15 protein-coding genes are annotated in these 20933 nt (G+C 44.0%); 8 read left to right on the top strand and 7 right to left on the bottom strand.

Going from position 1 to position 20933, the window contains the following annotated elements; translation table 11 throughout:
* Positions 1 to 26: 26 nt before the first annotated feature.
* Positions 27 to 971 (bottom strand): 23S rRNA pseudouridine(955/2504/2580) synthase RluC, encoded by a 945-nt coding sequence (gene rluC / locus BCT34_RS18465; RefSeq protein ID WP_076656964.1) that lies wholly within the window; start codon positions 969 to 971, stop codon positions 27 to 29.
* Positions 972 to 1589: 618 nt separating this feature from the next.
* On the opposite strand from rluC, the gene rne reads away from it, so the two are divergent.
* Positions 1590 to 4721: a ribonuclease E gene (gene rne, locus BCT34_RS18460; RefSeq protein ID WP_076656963.1), complete on the top strand. Its 3132-nt coding sequence runs from the start codon at positions 1590 to 1592 to the stop codon at positions 4719 to 4721.
* Between the two features lie 258 nt (positions 4722 to 4979).
* The gene (locus BCT34_RS18455; RefSeq protein WP_076656962.1) at positions 4980 to 6527 is read left to right on the top strand and encodes a SulP family inorganic anion transporter; all 1548 of its coding nucleotides are present in this window, start codon (positions 4980 to 4982) and stop codon (positions 6525 to 6527) included.
* Positions 6528 to 6644: 117 nt separating this feature from the next.
* On the opposite strand, the gene BCT34_RS18450 is transcribed toward BCT34_RS18455, so the two are convergent.
* The gene (locus BCT34_RS18450; protein WP_076656961.1) at positions 6645 to 7094 is read right to left on the bottom strand and encodes a low molecular weight protein-tyrosine-phosphatase; all 450 of its coding nucleotides are present in this window, start codon (positions 7092 to 7094) and stop codon (positions 6645 to 6647) included.
* Between the two features lie 84 nt (positions 7095 to 7178).
* Between BCT34_RS18450 and cobO the strand changes: the two genes are divergently transcribed.
* Complete coding sequence (gene cobO, locus BCT34_RS18445) at positions 7179 to 7784, top strand: cob(I)yrinic acid a,c-diamide adenosyltransferase (RefSeq protein WP_076656960.1); 606 nt, start codon at positions 7179 to 7181, stop codon at positions 7782 to 7784.
* A 229-nt stretch (positions 7785 to 8013) separates the two neighbouring features.
* On the opposite strand, the gene BCT34_RS18440 is transcribed toward cobO, so the two are convergent.
* The 3 genes from BCT34_RS18440 to apbC all read right to left on the bottom strand — a co-directional run bounded on the left by BCT34_RS18440 (position 8014) and on the right by apbC (position 12233).
* On the bottom strand, positions 8014 to 10152 hold the full coding sequence (locus BCT34_RS18440; protein ID WP_076656959.1) for an AsmA family protein: 2139 nt from the start codon (positions 10150 to 10152) through the stop codon (positions 8014 to 8016).
* A gap of 106 nt (positions 10153 to 10258) precedes the next feature.
* Positions 10259 to 10900: a uridine kinase gene (gene udk, locus BCT34_RS18435; RefSeq protein WP_004734002.1), complete on the bottom strand. Its 642-nt coding sequence runs from the start codon at positions 10898 to 10900 to the stop codon at positions 10259 to 10261.
* A 256-nt stretch (positions 10901 to 11156) separates the two neighbouring features.
* Complete coding sequence (gene apbC, locus BCT34_RS18430) at positions 11157 to 12233, bottom strand: iron-sulfur cluster carrier protein ApbC (protein ID WP_076656958.1); 1077 nt, start codon at positions 12231 to 12233, stop codon at positions 11157 to 11159.
* 157 nt (positions 12234 to 12390) lie between these two features.
* Here apbC and metG point away from each other — a divergent pair, with 157 nt between their 5' ends.
* Both metG and BCT34_RS18420 read left to right on the top strand, forming a co-directional pair.
* Positions 12391 to 14451 (top strand): methionine--tRNA ligase, encoded by a 2061-nt coding sequence (metG, locus tag BCT34_RS18425; RefSeq protein ID WP_076656957.1) that lies wholly within the window; start codon positions 12391 to 12393, stop codon positions 14449 to 14451.
* Between the two features lie 218 nt (positions 14452 to 14669).
* Positions 14670 to 15149: a DUF1456 family protein gene (locus BCT34_RS18420; protein WP_076656956.1), complete on the top strand. Its 480-nt coding sequence runs from the start codon at positions 14670 to 14672 to the stop codon at positions 15147 to 15149.
* A 170-nt stretch (positions 15150 to 15319) separates the two neighbouring features.
* On the opposite strand, the gene fadR is transcribed toward BCT34_RS18420, so the two are convergent.
* A complete protein-coding gene (gene fadR, locus BCT34_RS18415; protein ID WP_017062161.1) occupies positions 15320 to 16159 on the bottom strand; it encodes a fatty acid metabolism transcriptional regulator FadR in 840 nt (279 codons plus the stop codon).
* 640 nt (positions 16160 to 16799) lie between these two features.
* Between fadR and nhaB the strand changes: the two genes are divergently transcribed.
* Both nhaB and dsbB read left to right on the top strand, forming a co-directional pair.
* Positions 16800 to 18395: a Na(+)/H(+) antiporter NhaB gene (nhaB, locus tag BCT34_RS18410; protein WP_076656955.1), complete on the top strand. Its 1596-nt coding sequence runs from the start codon at positions 16800 to 16802 to the stop codon at positions 18393 to 18395.
* A 147-nt stretch (positions 18396 to 18542) separates the two neighbouring features.
* Complete coding sequence (gene dsbB / locus BCT34_RS18405; protein WP_076657001.1) at positions 18543 to 19052, top strand: disulfide bond formation protein DsbB; 510 nt, start codon at positions 18543 to 18545, stop codon at positions 19050 to 19052.
* Positions 19053 to 19176: 124 nt separating this feature from the next.
* Here dsbB and BCT34_RS18400 read toward each other — a convergent pair whose 3' ends face one another.
* On the bottom strand, positions 19177 to 19797 hold the full coding sequence (locus BCT34_RS18400; RefSeq protein WP_076656954.1) for an SEC-C metal-binding domain-containing protein: 621 nt from the start codon (positions 19795 to 19797) through the stop codon (positions 19177 to 19179).
* 176 nt (positions 19798 to 19973) lie between these two features.
* On the opposite strand from BCT34_RS18400, the gene dusC reads away from it, so the two are divergent.
* Positions 19974 to 20930, top strand: coding sequence for a tRNA dihydrouridine(16) synthase DusC (gene dusC / locus BCT34_RS18395; protein ID WP_076656953.1), 957 nt, complete (start codon positions 19974 to 19976; stop codon positions 20928 to 20930).
* Positions 20931 to 20933 lie beyond the last annotated feature (3 nt).

The raw sequence follows: 20933 nt of genomic DNA, 5'->3' as shown, positions 1-20933 counted from the left end.
TATCTCGTATCTCGTATCTTTAGAAATTAAAGCTTGCGTAAACCAGTTAAGGCTTTTTCTAGCCTTCTTTCCATTGGTGCCGAGATATCCATCTTCTCTTCACTACCTGGGTGTGTGAACTTGATGTTTGCAGCATGTAGGAACAGACGATCAAGACCAACCTTGCCGGTGTACGCGTCAAAACGACGATCACCGTAACGGTCATCCCAAGCAATTGAGTGGCCAGTATATTGAGTGTGCACACGGATTTGGTGTGTACGCCCCGTAATTGGACTCGCTTGAACTAGCGTCGCCTCTTTGAATTTCTCTAAAACCTTAAAGCGGGTCTCAGAAGCTTTACCATTCGGGTTAACTCGCACGATGCTATTAACTTCATTTTTCAACAAAGGCGCGTTGACGACTTTACAGCTGTTTTTCCATTCGCCCATAACTAAAGCAAAATAGTATTTTTGAACCGTTTTTTCACGGAACTGTGCTTGAAGGTGTCTTAACGCCGAGCGCTTCTTAGCAACAAGCAAAATGCCGGACGTATCTCTATCGATACGGTGTACTAACTCAAGAAAACGAGCATCAGGGCGAAGAGCACGTAATGCTTCAATCGCGCCAAACTTTAATCCGCTACCACCATGAACAGCAGTGCCAGACGGTTTATTTAGAATCAACATGTGATCATCTTCATAAATGATACACTGTTCTAGTTCGGAAACCTTGTTGAGCTTCGTGCTTGGCACGTTCTCTTCTGTTTTCTCTTCAATAGTAACCGGAGGGATACGAACTAAATCGCCAGCTTTTAGTTTGTACTCAGCCTTGATGCGTTTTTTGTTTACGCGGACTTCGCCTTTACGCACGATTCGATAAATCATGCTTTTCGGGATGTTTTTTAATTGGTTGCGTAAGAAGTTATCAATACGCTGACCAGCCATATCTTCGTCAATGTCGACGAATTGGACTTGGGTTCTAATTTCGCTCATTGCGCTATTGTATCACTGTCACTTTTGATAATTGAGATTTTATTAGCCCTATTGCTAACTAATTTGTCCCTAATCCTTACCGTTCTATCCCTAAATGGTCGTTGAAGTTCTATATTTCTTTGATTCTTCGAACAAAAAAGCACCAAGATTCCTGCAAATTAAAATATCAATTGATAAATTATTTATAGACAGTGAGTTAGAGCTATCAAAACCCAAACAAAAACTGTTTTTTTTACAGCATTCCGACAAAGCAGATTGCTGTGTTTACCGACCGCTGCTATAGTTCACAGCTGCTATCAGTGGTTTGACTATTATTTAAACAGCTAACCATTCATAAGCAAGTAAATGAGTAGATAACTCAGATTAGACAGTGCTGCAATCGGCGTAAGACACGGTCAACTGAGTTCCTTATCGCTCTACTCACGTACACTCATGTTGAGTATTCACCGCCACATCGCGGATCATAGGCTAACTCCCTATGATGACTGACGTGCCCCAGAGCATCCCTCTCCAGCCGGGAGGCTGCACCGATAAAGCCATGGGATCTGGCACCATGAGAAACGAAATAAAGCGATAAGAACAATGATGAAAATAAGAAAAGACAATGAGAATTTCTAAATGAAAAGAATGTTAATTAACGCAACTCAAAAAGAAGAGTTGCGTGTCGCTTTGGTTGATGGCCAACGACTGTTCGATCTAGACATCGAAAGTCCAGGTCACGAGTCAAAGAAAGCGAATATCTACAAAGGACGTATTACCCGTATTGAACCAAGCCTAGAAGCGGCATTCGTTGATTACGGCGCAGAACGTCACGGTTTCCTCCCTCTTAAAGAAATTGCCCGCGAATACTTCCCTGAAGGTTATACATACCAAGGCCGTCCTAGCATTAAAGAAGTGCTAAAAGAAGGCCAAGAAGTAATCGTACAAGTAGAGAAAGAAGAACGTGGTAGCAAAGGTGCTGCACTGACAACTTTCATCTCTTTGGCGGGTAGTTACTTAGTTCTTATGCCTAACAACCCTCGTGCTGGCGGTATATCTCGTCGTATCGAAGGTGATGAACGCACTCAACTGAAAGCAGCATTAAGCACTCTTGAGCTTCCTCAAGGCATGGGTTTAATCGTGCGTACAGCAGGCGTTGGCAAAAGTGCAGAAGAGCTAGAGTGGGACTTGAACGTTCTATTGAATCACTGGGGCGCTATCAAGCAAGCTTCTGATTCAAATGCAGCTCCTTTCCTAATTCACCAAGAGAGTAACGTTATCGTTCGTGCGATTCGTGACTACCTACGTCGTGATATTGGCGAGATTCTAATCGACAGCAATACTATTTTTGAACGTGCACAAGCGCACATTCAATTAATACGCCCAGATTTCATGAATCGCGTTAAGAAATACGATGGTGAAGTACCACTATTCAGCCACTACCAGATTGAAAGCCAGATCGAATCCGCTTTCCAACGTGAAGTTCGTCTTCCATCTGGTGGTTCTATCGTAATCGATCCAACAGAAGCACTGACTTCTATCGATATCAACTCTGCTCGTGCAACAAAGGGCGGCGATATTGAAGAAACAGCACTTAACACTAACCTAGAAGCTGCCGATGAAATTGCACGTCAATTACGTCTACGTGACCTAGGTGGTCTGGTTGTAATCGACTTTATCGATATGACTCCGGTTCGCCACCAACGCGAAGTAGAAAGCCGTCTACGTGATGCCGTTCGTTTAGACCGAGCACGTGTTCAGATTGGTCGTATCTCTCGCTTCGGTCTTCTAGAGATGTCTCGTCAACGTTTGAGCCCATCACTAGCAGAAGCAAGCCACCACATTTGTCCTCGTTGTACAGGTACTGGTGTTGTTCGTGATAACGAATCTCTAGCACTTTCTGTTCTACGTTTGATCGAAGAAGAAGCTCTAAAAGACAACACAGCACAAGTACTTGCTGTTGTGCCTGTTCCAATTGCTTCTTACCTTCTGAACGAAAAACGTCGATCAGTAAACCACATCGAGAAGAACCAAGAAGTTAAGATCACTGTTGTTCCTAACTCAGACATGGAAACGCCACATTTTGAGGTTATCCGTGTTCGTGAAGGTGAAGAGTTTGATCTGCTGTCTTACTTGCTGCCTAACAAGCTAGAAGCTCTAAAAGAAGCGGAAAGCAAAGAGCCAGCTGAACAGGCTATTCGCCCTAAGAAGATCGAAGAACCTGCTCTAAAAGGCTTTGCAGCTCCTGCTCAATCAGCACCGACTCCAGCTCCAGCACCTAAAGCTGTAGAAGAGAAGAAAGCTGAACCAGCAGCGACTCAAGAACCAGGCCTAATTGGTCGTTTCTTCAAAGCTATCGGTAGCTTCTTATTTGGCTCTTCAACTCAAGAAGAGAAAAAAGAAGAAGCGAAGAAAGAAGAAGATAAGCCTAAAAACAATCGCAACAACGGCAACCGTCAACGCCGTGATCGTAATGATAACCGTCGTCGTAACCAACGTGGTGAACGCGGTGATAATCGTAACGAAAACCGTGACAACAAGCGCCGTCGTAAGCCAGCTCGCGATGAGAAGCCTGAAGAGCAAAAAGAAACAGCTCCACAGCAAAATCGTCAGCCTCGTAAGCCTAAGCAAGATCGTCGCAACAAGCCACGTGATGAGCAGAAGCAACGCGAAGAGCAAGCTCCATCTAAATTAGCTGAAGAAGGTCTACAATTAGCAGCAGAAGCTCAAGCTGGTAAACCGGAAGCGCCTAAGGCTAAACCTGAAGCGAAAGCAGCTAAGATTAAAGAGCGTCGTCAGCGTCGTAAACTGAACAAGCAAGTTCGTGTTAAAGACCAACAAGCTCAAGCTGAAGATAACGCTTCAAAAGAGCAAGCAGTTGCAAAAGAACAGTCAGTCGCTCAAGAGCAAAAAGTTGCGGAACAAGTAGAAGCAACTCAAGCGAATGCAGAGCAAACTGAACAGGAAGAGCCGAAACAACGTCGTAACCGTCGTTCTCCACGTCACCTACGTGCAAGTGGTCAACGTCGTCGTCGCGGTCGTGATCGTCGCCCTAACCCATTCCGCCTACGTAAAGGTGGTGTAGCTTCTCCTGAGATGGCTATGGGTAAAGTGATGCCTCGCTTCATTCCAAAACCTCACCACAAGCAGGCAAAACCTGAAGTGGCTGAAGTTCAAGTAGCAGTTGAAGCTCAAACACCTGTTCAAGAACAGAACGTTGCTCTAGAGACTGCACCACAAAGCAACATAGCAATGGCTGGCGGCTTCGCATGTCCAGAGCTTGCTATGGGTAAGGTTATAATCCGTCGTGAAGATGCTGTTGTTGCTAAAGAAGTGGCAACTGAACCTAAGGTTGAAGCTCAGGCAGCTGAAGCTCCTGCAGTCGTCGAAGAAGCACCAGTAGTCGTTGAAACGGCGAAAGTTGAAGCTCCAGTGATTGTAGAAGCGACAAAAGCTGAAGCGCCTGTTGTTGAAGAAGTTGTGCAAGTTGAAGCAACACCAGTTGTTGAAGCTGAAGCACCAAAAGCTGAAAGTGCACAAGTTGAAGAAGCACCTGTTGTAAAAGCAGAAGCTCCTAAAGCGGCACCAAAGGCAGCAGTTGCTAAGAAGCAAGCAAGTTCACCAATGACTAAAGCTCCTGGTCCTCAAGGGATCAAAGAGATTGAAGTGATTGCAGCTCCGTTCCGTACTGAACGTTTTGTATCGAAAGGTGCAGGCAGCCAGGCAGCGTCGAACAAAGCTGGCGCGGCGATGACTAAGCCAAACTACTAGTGATTACTGATAGATAATCACTAGTAAATAGAATCAAAGGCTGCTTATTAAAGCAGCCTTTTTCATATCTACTAATCGAATAAAAATTAACAGATATATTACTCAAAGTTAGGTTCAACCTTGAACTTAATCACATTTTTGGGTAGCATTCGCGCACTTATCTTTTCGACACTTCGCTATTGCCGCTCTTTTCCATCACTGTTTGGCTACGCAATACACCCGTGTCGGTAAATCCATCTTAAGCATAGCTGAGCAAACATGTTCGAATTCCCACAATTTTCAAAGCACTCTGTAAAGAATGACGTGCTTTCAGGTCTTACAGTAGCCCTAGCTCTGGTACCTGAAGCTGTAGCATTCGCCTTTGTTGCTGGCGTGGACCCAATGGTCGGTCTTTACGCAGCATTCATCGTTGGTCTTATCACTTCAATCTTTGGCGGCCGTCCAGGCATGATTTCTGGTGCAACTGGCGCAATGGCCGTTGTAATGGTAAGCCTAGTGGCAACCCATGGCGTTCAATACCTATTCGCAGCCGTTATGCTGGCTGGCCTTCTGCAAATCGCAGCAGGTGTATTTAAATTAGGTAAATTTATCCGTATCGTTCCACACCCTGTAATGATTGGTTTCGTGAACGGTTTGGCCATTGTTATCTTCCTAGCTCAACTTGGTCAATTTAAAGCGCCAGACGTAACAGGTGCGTTGACTTGGTTACCAAGCGGTCAAATGACACTAATGCTAGGTCTAGTAGCCCTTACAATGGCTATCATCCACTTCCTACCTAAGCTAACAACAGCGGTACCATCTTCATTGGTTGCTATTGTCACAGTAACGGCTTTGGTTGTTGGTCTTGACCTTGAAACTCGCACTGTTGTCGATTTCCTACGTACGATGTCTGGTGACGAAGCTGCTACATTAGCGGGCTCTCTACCAACCTTCTCTATTCCTGCTGTTCCGTTTTCTTTAGAGACACTACAGATCATCCTGCCTTACGCAATTATCCTTGCGGCTATCGGCCTGATTGAATCTCTGCTGACACTGACAGTACTAGACGAAATGACAAACACTCGTGGACAATCTAACCGTGAATGTGTTGGTCAAGGTATGGCTAACGTAACATGTTCTGTATTCGGTGCGATGGGCGGTTGTGCGATGATCGGTCAATCGATGATCAACGTAAACTCTGGTGGTCGTGGTCGTCTTTCAGGTATCGTAGCGGCAGTTGCACTACTGATGTTCATCCTGTTCGGTTCTGCACTGATTGAAATGATTCCTCTAGCAGCACTTGTTGGCGTAATGTTCATGGTTGTTATCGGTACGTTTGAATGGGCAACCTTCAAGCTTGCGCGTCGTGTTCCTAAGCAAGACTTCTTCGTTATTGTTCTTGTTACCGTAGTAACCGTACTGACCGACCTTGCAGTAGCAGTAGGCGTTGGTGTTGTGGCTTCAGCGCTAATGTTCGCTTGGCAACATGCTAAACATATCTACGCAGATACGTCAGTAAACGCTGAAGGCTCTAAAGAGTATAAAGTTAACGGCCCAATCTTCTTTGGTTCAACGGCTAACTTCCTAGAGCTGTTTGACGCATACAACGATCCACAAGATGTTATCGTTGATTTCGCAAACTCACGCGTTACCGACCACTCTGCAATTGAAGCGATCGATACGATTGCTGATCGTTACGCGGCACTAGGTAAAACACTTCACCTTCGCCACCTAAGCCAAGACTGTGTTGCTATGCTGCACAAAGCAGGTAGCTTAGTTGAAGCGAACGTTGCAGAAGACCCAATCTACAAAGTAATGTCTAAGTAATCTTAGCTGCAGCTTTAAGTTAGATTTAGAAAGGCCGACATTCAATGTCGGCCTTTTTTCTACCTATCATCTATAAGCCCTTGCGCTGCTCACCAAACGATGAACATTGTTCCTACACTACATTGAACGCAGTATCGCTTCGCTAGACTCTTCGATTAAGTCCAACACCAACTCAAAGCCATTTCCGTCACCATAATACGGATCGGGAATTTCTTGGTACTGTGACTCTCCAAAGCTTAAAAATAACGCGAGCTTGTATTGCAGGTGAGTTGGGCACTGACTCATTAAGTCATCTAAATTCGCCCTATCTGCAGCGAGTATCAGGTCAAATTCTTCGAAGTCATTCGCGACCACTTTACGAGAGGTAATCCCCTTGAAACTATAGCCTCGCTTCTCGCCTGCCGCCTTTGAGCGTGAATCCGGAGGGTTTCCTTGATGGAAGCCAATCGTGCCCGCAGAATCAACCACAACGTCAATATCCAACTCTTTGGCATTCTTTCTTAGTACCGCTTCACCTGTTGGCGAGCGACAAATATTCCCCATACAAACCACGAGTATCTTTTTCATCCCTAATCACCTGTTCTTCCGATGGTTTTTGCTATCGTTAAGTTAGGCTATGATAGGCGCAATCACAACTTAAAAGGATTTGTTATGTCGACTGAAGACAACAAAGAACAACGCCACAAAGCAAGACAACAGAAAGTAAAAGAACAAGTCGATGCTCGTGTCGCTGCAGCACAAGAAGTAAAAGGCCTACTGCTGGTCATCACTGGTAACGGTAAAGGAAAATCGACATCCGGTTTTGGTACGATTACACGTGCAGTCGGCCATGGTAAGAAGTGTGCCGTTGCTCAGTTTGTAAAAGGAACTTGGGATAACGGCGAAAAGAACGTTCTTCAAAAGCTCGATGTAGAGTTCCAAGTCATGGGTACAGGCTTTACTTGGGAAACTCAAAACAAGGCTCAAGACATCGAAGCCGCACAGCACGTGTGGAAAGAGTGTCAGCGCATGCTAGCCGATGAGTCGATTGATGTGATTCTGTTTGATGAACTGACTTACATGGTGAGTTACGGCTACATTGAACTTGATGAAGTGGTAGAAGCTTTGAATAACCGCCCTAAGATGCAGTCTGTAATCATTACTGGCCGTGGAGCACACCGCACTTTAACGGATATGGCCGATACCGTGTCTGAGGTTCGTAACGTGAAGCACGCTTTCGAATCTGGTGTTAAAGCTCTGCAAGGCGTTGATTGGTAACAGTCTTCAACCAGAGATCCCTGACTCGGTCATTCTTCCCTCTCAAGGATGACGACTCGTCAGTGTTACTCCCCTAAATAAAGGACGAGCACCGATCGTCCCTAGAACGAGGAACGAGTCTCATAGGGAATCTCTTTGCTTACTGAGCCCGGAAAATAATCAGCTCCCAAACAAAAGCGCCATTCCTACAGCAGGAATAGCGCTTTATTCGTTTTAAATGAGCTGGAGATTAGTTAAACAGACCTTTTAGTAAGCCGTTTACAGCGTCTCTTGTTTTCTCATCTTTGATCTTGTCACCGTACTTTTCGTCTAGCTTTTCTAAACCACGGTCAATTTCTTTCTGTGCTTTCTGTTTCAACACATCATCAAAAACAAGTGCGAATTTCGGGTCAGCCCATTGGCCAGTTACCTTAATTGGGATAGTCACATCTTTCAGGTCGTCAATGCTCTTACCGCCCTGACCTTCAAGCGAACCCACAATTGATGTACGAACAAGGAAGTCGACCGTTTCATTGATGAAGTTTGCTTTACCTTGACCCGTCACGCGTAACAGTGGCGACTGTGCCGATAAGTCGTTGGTTGAAACCCAACCTTTATCCACTTTCAGTGTCGCTTTCATTGCACTGAAATCAGTCTTTTGCGCCTCGTCTTTGCTCTCGATTTTCTCGCCTTTGATCTTAGCGTAGTTTTCTCGAATCAGTTGAGCTACGTTGATGCCGTTAACCGCACCATCTTCAAAGTTAATCGCGATAGTACCAACCAAGTTTTTCTTAATTCCTGTCGGAGTTAAGCTCTTGCCTTTCACGTTAACATCGATATTACCCGTACCTTCCAGCATATCGTTGTTCGCAACATCAACCAGTAACGGTTGCACTTTAACGCCTTTGATTTTCTTCTTAGCCGTGTAAGTTGCCGGTGTTTTACGAGCATCTAGCTTAGCAGTAGCAGAAATAGAGCCTTGGTAAAGATTCGATGTGAATGAAGTTAGCTCTGCGACACCGCGATTTACCGAGAATGCTGTTTTAACATTCTGCATCTTCGCGTTGTTCGCCTTGAACTTATCAATCGTGATGTCACCTTTCACGTCCAACGTTTTCAATGCTGATAGATCAGGTTCGACTTCTTTCGCTGGCGCTGAGCTGCCAGAATTTGACGTTGAGCCACCAGCAGAACCAGAAGGCGCTGTGCTCGCTGTTTCGGTGGTATTACCTAAACCTAAGAACTCGTCTAAATCGATATTCGGGCTATGAAGAGAAAAACGAACCTTTGGTATTTCAGATAACGTTACGTCGGCTTTACCATCTAACGCGATAGAGTTAGCTTGCAGCTTCTCTAACACAAAGCTCAAGTGGTTCTTAGTTAGATCAAAGCTTAGGTCAGACAACATATCCACTTTCATTGGTGACTGAGGAAGCGTGTCGCCTTTGAATGTTGAGTCTAACGTTAGCTTGTTCAATGTTACTTTTGAAATCGCGCTATCGACTGTTAGTTCACCACTACCTTTAAGATCAAGGTCAAGACCAGCAGCTTTACCAATCACAGCGTAAGTCAGTAGGTTAACCTTATCGAACTCAAACGTATTCAAGCCAATCTTCGCTGACTCAATCGACGTAGCTGGATCATTGAACTTCGCATTAAGGTCAATATTTCGTAATGCGTAGCTTGCGAAGCCTTCCGCTAATTTGAATTCAGCACTGCCGTTTGCAGAAAATTTCTGTTGGTTGTTTTCACCAGAAGCGGCAAACGTCGCAGTTGTCCATGTATCAACAGCAAACTCAGAAAGGTTCAAAGACACATCGTATAGCTTAGTGAATGAACCCGCTTGCTTGTCGTCCATCTCAAACAATGCATTTGAAACAGTTACGCCTGCAAGGTTGATCGTCCAACCAGATGCTTCAGTTGCGCTTTGTTCTTGAGATGCAGGTGTAGATTCAGCATTTGTATCTGCTACAGGCTCAGATTCTTGAGGCACAGACGCTTGCGTTAGTGCATCAATGTTCTTGCGACCATCTTTAAGCGTTTCTAAATAGAATTCTGCACCGTCTAGAGTGATGTTGCCAATCTCTAGTTGGTTGCTAAATAGCGGAGTAACCGAAACATCAACGCCAACGGTATCAACCTTAAACAGGTTTGGTTGGGTGAATCCTTCAGGGTTACGTAATTCAGTTTGACCAAGTTCGAAGCCAATAGATGGGAAGAATTGCCAACTGATATCACCCTCGATCACGAGCTCTAGGCCTGTGTGTTTTTGGGCTTGTTCGACAATTAATGGCTTAAATTGGTTAGGGTTCACTAACAGCACTAGTGCCAGAATTGCTGCAACGACAACAAACACTGGTACAGCTATGAAAATGAGTAGTTTCTTCATCCGCATATTCCTTGCTTAGATTCCAAAAGAAAGTGGCACTATAAAAGTGCCACTGATTCGGTAAAAAATAAAGCTAAGTGAGTCACTTAGGCAAATTTTTATTCGATTAAGACTTCAACAACTTCGCAATGTGCGCTTTTAGCACATCAATCGCAATACGGTTTTTACCACCACGAGGAACGATGATGTCTGCGTGTTGTTTTGAAGGCTCGATAAACTGCATGAACATTGGGCGCACAGTTTCTTGGTATTGCTTAAGTACTGTGTCCATTGTACGACCACGCTCTTCCACATCACGCTTAACACGACGTAATAGACAGATATCTAACGGTGTATCCATAAATACACTTGCGTGCATTAGTTTACGAAGACGTGGGTCTGTAAGAAGCAGAATACCTTCTAAAATGATCACTTTCTTAGGAGTAAGTGTAGTCGTTTCAGAAGTACGCGTGTGCTCTGTGTAGCTGTATTCAGGAACTTCTACGGCATTGCCACTCATTAGCTGCTGTAGATGTTCACATAAAAGGTCATGATCTAGTGCATTTGGGTGATCGTAGTTAGTTTTAACTCGCTCTTCCATACTCAAGTGGCTTTGGTCGCTGTAATAGCAATCTTCCGTGATAACACCAATTTGATGGTCGCCTACTTTTTCGCGCAGCTCATTATAAATCGTACTAGCAATCAGACTTTTTCCTGAAGCTGAAGCGCCAGCGATACCTACGATGACACATTGATTATTATCAGACATTATTTTGCACCCGATATGGTTTGGTGGTGGGAATAGATAAACCGCCTGATTATAGGGGCTAAAGCACATAGATTCTAGTCGCCATTTTAGCTAATTGCAGTCAAATTGATGAACTCAATACATTTACTTAAGACAATCGTTTGCTTTCAAATAACTTGTCTACAACTATTTGCACAAGCCCAATGGATATTGGCTTAAATCCACCGCTGTTTATCTAATCCAAACAATATTTGAACGACTTTATGATTAACTTGCACTATTCAACCATAGAGAAGTTAATCGCTTCCGGCCTTGCTTTACCCGTCCAGAACATTTTCGCAGCCACGTTCTCAGCAAGCTCTAAGTAGTGACGTGTATGTTCGCTATCTGGTCGACGAATCACTGTCGGGCAACCCGCATCGATGTCTTCACGAACGTCAATATGAAGAGGGATCTGTGCCAGGATATCGAGGTAAAATTCTTCTGACATCGCTTCTGCACCACCAGCGCCAAAGATATGCTCTTTCTCACCACAGTGACTACAAATATGATAGCTCATGTTTTCAACTAAGCCTGCAACTGGCACGTTCACCTTATCGAACATCGCCACACCTTTACGTGCGTCTGCTAATGCCAAATCTTGAGGAGTAGTCACCACTACCGCGCCTGTTACTGGGATTTGCTGAGATAGAGTTAACTGAATATCACCCGTGCCCGGTGGCATGTCGATAACTAGGTAATCCAATTCTGGCCATACGGTTTCGTTAACAAGCTGACCTAAAGCTTTGGCCGCCATTGGGCCGCGCCAAATTGCAGCATCATCTTTAGATACAAGGTAACCAATAGAGTGAGTGAAAATACCGTGCGCTTCGATTGGCATCATCCACTTATTGTTCTGAACTTCTGGTTTCGCATCTAATTGACCAAGCATCATAGGTACAGAAGGACCATAGATATCTGCATCCAATAAACCCACTTTTGAACCAGACTTAGATAAAGCCAAAGCAAGGTTGACTGAAGTGGTCGATTTACCCACCCCACCCTTTGCTGATGTCACGGCAATGATGTTCTTAACACCTTTCAATGGTGTCGCTACGGTGGTTTCTAACGCAGATGGCTTCACTTTCACTTCAAATTGGAAAGCACTCACGAGCTTTTGTTCGATCTGGGCATTAATCCAACCTTCAAGATCAACAGCAAGCTGATTGGCAGCAAAAGGCAAGGTAATCACAAACGATCCACGCGGATCAACAGAGACAATATTTTGGTGTAGCGCCCACTCTGGGATGAGGATTGGTGACTCGAACTCATTCAACCATGAACAGAAATCTTGCTTCGAAGTAAAGTTACGCATTGGGGCTCCTTTTTTTATTTATGCTATCACCCACGAGATGAAGACTGAACCCCTAAAAAACTAGGGGAATCCTTTGTCTGATACCTTGGCGTATCACACGTTATAAAGTAGTATTACTTCTCAAATTTATACCTATCAAAAAAGCGAATTATTAAGTATGGCAACTGATCCAAGACAACTTTTGGTAACTTGTGCGCTTCCGTACGCTAACGGCTCTATTCACCTTGGCCATATGCTTGAGCATATCCAAGCTGATATCTGGGTTCGATACCAGCGTCTACGTGGCAACACTGTAAACTTCATCTGTGCTGACGATGCTCACGGCACGCCAATTATGCTTAAAGCTCAACAGATGGGTATCACGCCAGAAGAGATGATCGCTGCTGTTAGTGAAGAGCACCAAAAAGACTTCGCTGGCTTTGATATCAGCTTTGATAACTACCACAGCACACACAGCGAAGAGAACCGTGAACTGGCTTCTCACATCTACCTAGAACTTAAAAAGAACGGCTTCATTTCTAGCCGTACTATTTCTCAGCTTTTCGACCCTGAGAAAGAGATGTTCCTACCAGACCGCTTCGTAAAAGGTACTTGCCCTAAGTGTAAGTCAGAAGACCAATATGGTGATAACTGTGATAACTGTGGTGAGACATACAGCCCAACTGAACTGATTAACCCTAAATCAGCGGTTTCTGGCGCAACACCAGTAATGAAAGACTCTGAGCACTTCTTCTTCGACCTACCTCAGTTCGAAAGCATGCTGAAAGAGTGGACTCGTTCTGGTTCTCTACAGAACGAAACTGCAAACAAAATGCAGGAATGGTTCGAATCTGGCCTACAACAGTGGGATATCTCACGTGACGCGCCTTACTTCGGCTTCGAAATCCCAGGCGAAAAAGACAAATTCTTCTACGTATGGCTAGATGCACCTGTTGGCTACATGGCTTCTTTCAAGAACCTATGTAACAAACGTGACGATCTTAACTTCGATGAATACTGGAAGAAAGACAGCACAGCTGAACTTTACCACTTCATCGGTAAAGACATCGTTTACTTCCACAGCCTATTCTGGCCAGCAATGCTAGACGGCGCGGGTTTCCGTAAGCCAAACAACGTATTTGTACACGGTTACGTAACTGTGAACGGCGCGAAGATGTCTAAGTCGAAAGGCACATTCATCAAAGCAAGCACGTACCTGAACCACCTAGACCCTGAGTGTCTACGTTACTACTACGCTGCTAAGCTAAACAGCCGTATCGATGATTTAGACCTTAACCTTGAAGACTTTACTCAACGTGTAAACGCTGATGTAGTAAACAAAATTGTAAACCTAGCTTCTCGTAACGCTGGCTTCATCACTAAACGTTTTGAAGGCAAGCTTGCTGCTGAATTTGCAGAACCAGAACTTTACAACGAATTTGTTGCTGCTGCTGAGCGTATCGGTGAGCTATACGAAACTCGTGAGTTCAGCCGCGCTATCCGCGAAATTACGGCACTAGCAGACAAAGCTAACCAGTACATCGATGAAAAAGCACCTTGGGTTCTTGCAAAAAAAGAAGGTAAAGAGAAAGAGCTTCAAGAAGTTTCTTCTGTAGGTATTAACCTATTCCGCGTACTGATGGCTTACCTGAAACCAGTAATGCCTGAGCTTGCGGCTCGCACTGAAGCTTTCCTAAACGAAGAGCTAACGTGGGAAGGTGTGTCTACACCGCTAACTGATCACGAAATCACTAAGTTCAAAGCGCTATTTAGCCGTATTGATCCTAAGAAAGTGGAAGCGATGATCGAGTCTTCTAAAGAAGATGCGGCGGCTGAAGCAGCAGCCAAAGAAAAAGCAGATGCTGAGAAAGAGCAAGCAAGCCAAACTGAGCTAGACAAAGAACCAATCGCAGATGAGATTGAATTCGATGCCTTTGCTGCAGTCGATATGCGCATTGCTCGTATCATCTCTTGTGAAGAAGTACCAAAAGCGAACAAACTACTGAAGTTCCAATTGGACATCGGTGGTGAAACGCGCCAAGTATTCTCTGGCATCAAGTCAGCATACAAACCTGAAGAGCTAGAAGGCAAGCTAACTGTTATGGTTGCAAACCTAAAACCTCGTAAGATGAAATTTGGTATGTCTGAAGGCATGATCCTAGCAGCGGGCCCTGGCGGCAGCGACCTATGGATCCTTGAGCCACACGAAGGTGCTCAACCAGGTATGCGTGTAATGTAATTCTGACCTCTGTCAGATAAAACATTCATAGCTAAATCCCTAATGCGTTTTTAACTTGGAAGAGTTAATCAGCATTGGGGATTTTTTATATCTACCGAAAATCAGCGTTCTCTGTTAGAGTCGCCGTCAACTATGCTTTGTAGAGTAGACATTGGCTCGTCAACGATAATAGGCTAACCAGCACCTCTTTACTCTAAAACCCTTTTTAGGAATCTCCAGTGACTAACAACGAAATCTTGCGTCGTATTCAACACGCACTAAACCTTAAAAATGCACAAATCATCAAAGCTATCGAACAAGCTGATGTGACCGTTGCTCACGACCAAGTAATTAACTGGCTAAAACCAGACAACGATAAGTCATGCTCAAAGATGAAAGACAAAGAGCTAGCGGTATTCCTAAATGGTTTTATCAACCTGAAGCGTGGTAAAAAAGAAGGCGAGCAACCTAAACCTGAAGTTGCACTCACTAACAACATGATTTTCATGAAGCTTCGTATCGCATTAAACATGAAAGCAGAAGATGTTTTAGACGTACTAGAAGTGGTTGGTATTAGCCTAAGTAAATACGAAATCGGCGCTTACTTCCGCAAGCCAGAAAACAAAAACTACAAAGTATGTGAAGACCAACTGCTTTGCGATTTTCTAAACGGTGTGCAATTTACCAACCGTCCAGACTCAGAAGAATTCGCAGGTTAAGTTGTTACTCCTACATAAATTACTCGTCATAGGTAAGTAACTGACCCAAAAGTAATTTTCTAGCAACGATAGATAAATAAAAAGCGGCGAGATAATTGAGTTATCTCGCCGCTTTTTCGTTTTCTTTACGTCACTGACTGAACAGGAACAACAGTAGTAAACCTTATGGCTTAGCTGTCGTCTTCAGTAAAGTTCGTTGGCAGTGTCGTTTTCATTTCATTCCAAACTTGTGCACTTGCGATGCCGTAGTTACGAATCACTAATGGCAAAGTTTCGCGCTCACCACTTTCACAAATAATGAACAACTCTTTATAAAAGTCCATCGCCAAACGTCGTGCTTCTGGGTTAGAGAAGTAGTAGCTACCGATACGATCATACAGTTTACGTACACCGTTAAAGATCAGGCCGTAAATCTGGTTGCCTGAGTGGAATGCTAAACGTTGGAAAAGCATGTAATCATAGAAGTTGAAAGTCTTTGCGATTAAGATCGTCTGACGTTTCGCTTCATCTTTTTCTGAATCTTCTTTTACTGCTTGTTTGATCTTGTCTGCGTATGGCGACGATTCTAAGAACTCATCCCATGTTGGCGCCGCAAGTAGCGCTTCACAAGATTCAATCACGTTACTAATAGTACGTTCTGAAGCTTCTTTGTTTGCTTTGAATGCATAACGCATAAAGATCGGGCTGATATTAGTACGAGCAGCAAGCAAGTCTTCTACCATTTTGCTCGCGTTATCAACGTCCAACGTCATTAGCGTATCAAGGATATGGAGACCTGAGGTTTCCATAAACTGGTTAACTTTGGTTGGTTTGCCGTGTTGGATTGTCAACCAACCATCACGAGCAAGACGTTGTAGTACTTCACGAAGCGTAGTACGTGTAACACCAATCAGCTCAGAAAGCTCACGCTCTGCGGGCAAGATAGAACCTGGAGGGAAACGGCCATTCCAAATACTTTCAATGATATACTTTTCTGCAAATCCTGCCGGGCTCTTCGCCTTAATGACCATCTACACTTCAATCCAATTTAATTATTCTGTTCTAATTTACTCATCATACCACTAGTTAACACCTAGCGGAAACACCCTCAAAAATTTTACTCACCCAAAACCCAACTAGAGTTAAAGCTCTAAAGTTAACCACACGTTTGCACCCAAGGTTTGTATAGCAAGCAACTCTAAATTACGATTTCAACAAACCATTAACACAATAAATTTTCTTTAAAATCAATTAGATTGGTCATATTTTTAAAACTATTAATTTGCAATATTAAGTTGTAATAATCATATATAAACCGTCGTTATTCTGTAAATTTCAATCATTTCGCTGAAATATTGATTCTAGTCGGTTTTTATCACATTTTAAGTGGTATGCTTGCGCTACTTTGATCGCGTTTCTCAACAAAAAAGAGGTATTTTTAGTGCTGCAGGGCTTTTCCTGTTGACTAAATGTTATCTAAGAGTAAAGTTGCGCTCAAAAATAAGCAGTGCTTGAGTTTCTAAGGGAGTGACTTGGCAAGACCACAGAACATTACATGGAATGTAGTTTTTCTAAGTCACTGTTAGTTATAGTTTTTAACAATTTCTATAGCTCGATTCTCAAAATGTTGTATTGCTTGTCTATTTATAATCAACATAAAAGAGTATTAACATGCCGATGTCTCTCGGAAACGCTTTTATCAAGAACTTCCTTGGTAAAGCTCCTGATTGGTATAAACTTGCCATCATTTCCTTTTTAATCATCAACCCGTTTGTTTTCTTCCTAGTTGACCCATTTGTTGCGGGCTGGCTGTTGGTGGTTGAGTTTATTTTCACTCTAGCTATGGCTCTCAAATGCTACCCTCTTCAACCGGGTGGTCTATTAGCTATTCAAGCAGTCGCCATTGGCATGACCAAACCAGAAATGGTTTACCACGAACTGCAAGCAAACCTTCCAGTATTACTCTTGCTCGTATTCATGGTTGCTGGCATTTACTTCATGAAAGAACTGCTTTTGTTCATTTTCACGAAGATCCTACTCGGCATCCAATCTAAAATCTTACTTTCAGTCGCTTTCTGTGTCGCTGCTGCATTCCTGTCTGCCTTCCTAGATGCGCTGACGGTAATTGCTGTCGTTATTAGCGTTGCAGTCGGCTTCTACTCTATCTATCACAAGGTTGCATCAGGCAAGGGCACAACGTCGTCTGCGCACGATCATACTCATGATGAAGAGATCTCTGAGCTAACTCGTGATGACTTAGAAAACTACCGTGCTTTCCTACGTTCGCTGCTTATGCATGCCGGTGTGGGTACTGCGCTAGGTGGTGTAATGACCATGGTAGGTGAACCACAAAACTTAGTTATTGCTAAGCAAGCGGGTTGGGAGTTCGGTGAATTCATCATTCGTATGTTGCCTGTAACACTGCCTGTTTTCTTCTGCGGTATTCTTACTTGTGCTCTTGTAGAGAAATTCAAAGTATTTGGTTACGGCGCAGAATTGCCAATGAATGTTCGCCAAATCTTAGTCGAATTTGATAACAAGGAACGTGCAAACCGTACAAAACAAGACGTTGCAAAACTATGGGTTCAGAGCGCTATCGCAGTTTGGCTGATTGTTGGCCTTGCACTTCACGTCGCTGAAGTTGGTTTAATTGGCCTGTCAGTGATCATCTTGGCAACGGCATTTACTGGTGTTATCGAAGAACACTCAATGGGTAAGGCCTTTGAAGAAGCACTGCCATTTACCGCTCTTCTTGCCGTCTTTTTCGCCGTTGTTGCTGTAATCATCGACCAGGCTCTATTTAAGCCAGTCATCGATGCTGTACTTCACGTAGAAGACAAAGGCGCACAACTTGCCCTCTTCTATGTCGCCAACGGTATTCTATCGATGGTTTCAGATAACGTATTCGTAGGTACGGTTTACATCAACGAAGTGAAAACGGCATTAGTTGAAGGCATTATCACTCGTGACCAGTTCGACCTACTTGCTGTTGCTATCAACACCGGTACTAACCTACCTTCAGTTGCTACGCCAAACGGCCAGGCTGCATTCCTATTCCTATTAACATCAGCACTTGCTCCGTTAATTCGACTGTCTTACGGCCGCATGGTTATCATGGCACTGCCATACACCATCGTATTGGCACTTGTTGGTCTAGCAGGCATTGTGTTCTTCGTAGAGCCAATGACAGCATGGTTCTATGATGCAGGTTGGATCATTCAACGCACTGGCGAAGTCGTTGCACCAGTTATATCTGGTGGTCATTAAGCTAAACACTGTGTCGCAAACCACAATAGCTATAACTAACTAATCAAAAATATTAGTTGATTAGGAAACTTATCCAAGATAAAAAGCTCTGAGTAATCAGGGCTTTTTTATTTTATAGACAGGATTCAACTCGTGAACTTTTTAGCAATGATCAAAGACTTCTCTAAGGGACGTTTATCTTGGCTTTTACTGCTGGCTTTTATTGTCTTTTTTGAGGCATGCGCTCTCTTCTTCCAACACGTGATGATGCTTGGCCCTTGCGTAATGTGCATCTATGAGCGCGTTGCGATGCTTGCTATCGGTGTTGCGGCAATCATTGGTGCTATTGCCCCTAATAACCCTATATCACGCTGGTTAGGTCTTGCTGGCTGGGGGTTTGGCGCATACAAAGGTTTGACGCTGGCTTTAGAGCACGTCGATTACCAATTCAACCCGTCTCCTTTCGCAACCTGTGACTTATTCGTAACCTTCCCTAGCTGGGCGCCTTTAAACCAATGGGCTCCGTGGATGTTTGAGGCTTACGGCGACTGCAGTAAGGTGGTGTGGCAACTCTTAAATCTTTCTATGCCACAGTGGCTTGTAATTATCTTTGCGGGTAACTTGGTTGCTTTCGGTTTTGTGGTCATTTCTCAATTCGTTAAATCAAAGAATGACTAACCATTAGTTCATCGTCTTCAGATACAAAAAAGTCGACCCAATGGTCGACTTTTTTATTGCTTGCGCTTTTTATCACATAAGCAAAGTCTGCTGTTCACTAAGCTAGTCTATCGAACAATCTCGATTAGCTGTTTTTACCACAGCATTGTTTAAACTTTTTGCCGCTTTCACAAGGACAAAGGTCGTTTCGACCAATATCTTTAAATGGATTCACGCTCTGCGATTTATTACCTAGCATTGCCTCATCAGCTGCCATTGCCACTTCTGAGATCATCAGATCGACCTGACCCACTAAATCGGCAAGCGATGGTGGGTTTTTAAGCCCAGCCGCAACCATTTGTTGTTGAGTCTGTTCTTCATCAATCGCGAGCATCAAGGTCGTCAGAAGTGCTTGCAACATACGCAAAGTGCCATCAGCCATCGTTACGGTTTGCCATTGCTCTTCCACAGTTGGCCAAACCATCATGAAGCCTTCAGCAAAATCAGCGAATTGCTCGTTAAAATCACCTTCAGCCAGTACCTCTGTCAGTAAGTATTCATTACGCTGAATCAGGTTATGTTGACGGTTAATCTGCTCTGTCACCGTTGTGACAAGCTCTTTGCACGCTTCAGGAGCTACGATAGCAATCCACTCTTCAGGATCGAGTGGCTTTGTCGCTAAGTTGGATGCGAGGATTGCGCCTTCCATAAACTGCGGAGTAATGTCAGTGATTGATTCTGGTAGGCTTAATAATTGATATGTCATGAAAGCTCTGGATATTGGGCATTTTCGATATTATAACGCCATCCTCGCCAAGATGTCGCTATTAAGAGAGAAACCATCATTAAGATAGACACAACACACTCATAGTGACAATCCTGTAAGCACGCCGTACAATCACGCCTCGAATTTTTCGGTTCACTCAGTTTAGGTAAAGCAACATGCGCGTAATACTTGGCCCTATGGAGGGCGTTCTAGACCACCTAATGCGTGAAATTCTCACGGAGATCAATGATTACGATCTCTGTGTCACTGAATTTGTCCGCGTTACGGATCAATTACTGCCACCGCATGTATTCCATCGTTTGTGTCCAGAGCTCCACCAAGGTTCTCAAACCATGGCAGGTGTTCCTGTTCACGTTCAGCTGCTTGGGCAACACCCTAAATGGATGGCTGAAAATGCTATCCAAGCTGCCAGCCTTGGCGCGAAAGGAATCGACCTAAACTTTGGTTGTCCTGCAAAAGCGGTGAACAAAAGTAACGGCGGTGCTTCTCTTCTGAAAGAGCCTGAGCTTATCTACCAAGTAGTAAAAGCAACCCGAGAAGCGGTGCCTGCACATATCCCCGTTTCAGCTAAGATTCGATTAGGTTGGGAACACCCAGATGAGTGCTTTGAGATTGTCGATGCCATTGAACAAGCAAAAGCCGACGAACTGACCGTACACGCAAGAACCAAGACTGGTGGCTATAAAGCCAGTGAAATTAAGTGGGATTACATCAATCAGATCCGTCAGAAAACCTCTCTGCCGTTAATTGCGAATGGTGAGATCTGGAATTACCAAGATGGCCAAGATTGCATCAAAACTACAGGTATTGATTCATTAATGGTATGCCGCGGTGCATTCAATGTTCCAAACCTTGGTAACGTCGTTAAACACAACCACCAGCCAATGCCTTGGCAACAAGTTATTGCACTGCTGCTGCGTTACTCTGAGTTTGAAATTGAGGGTGATAAGGGTTTGTATTATCCAAACCGTGTGAAACAGTGGTTTGTGTACCTACGTAAAGAATACCCTGAAGCTGAAGAGCTGTTTCGCGAGATCAGAACTTACAAAAAAGCCGCTCCGATTGTTGAGCAGATTAAACGTTATCAAGAGCAATACTGCCAGCCTGTTTAAATA

Source organism: Vibrio sp. 10N.261.45.E2 (genome assembly GCF_002875705.1).
Lineage (GTDB): Bacteria > Pseudomonadota > Gammaproteobacteria > Enterobacterales > Vibrionaceae > Vibrio.
The sequence above is the reverse complement of the archived record's forward strand: the minus strand, read 5'-3'. Positions and strand labels throughout refer to the sequence as shown.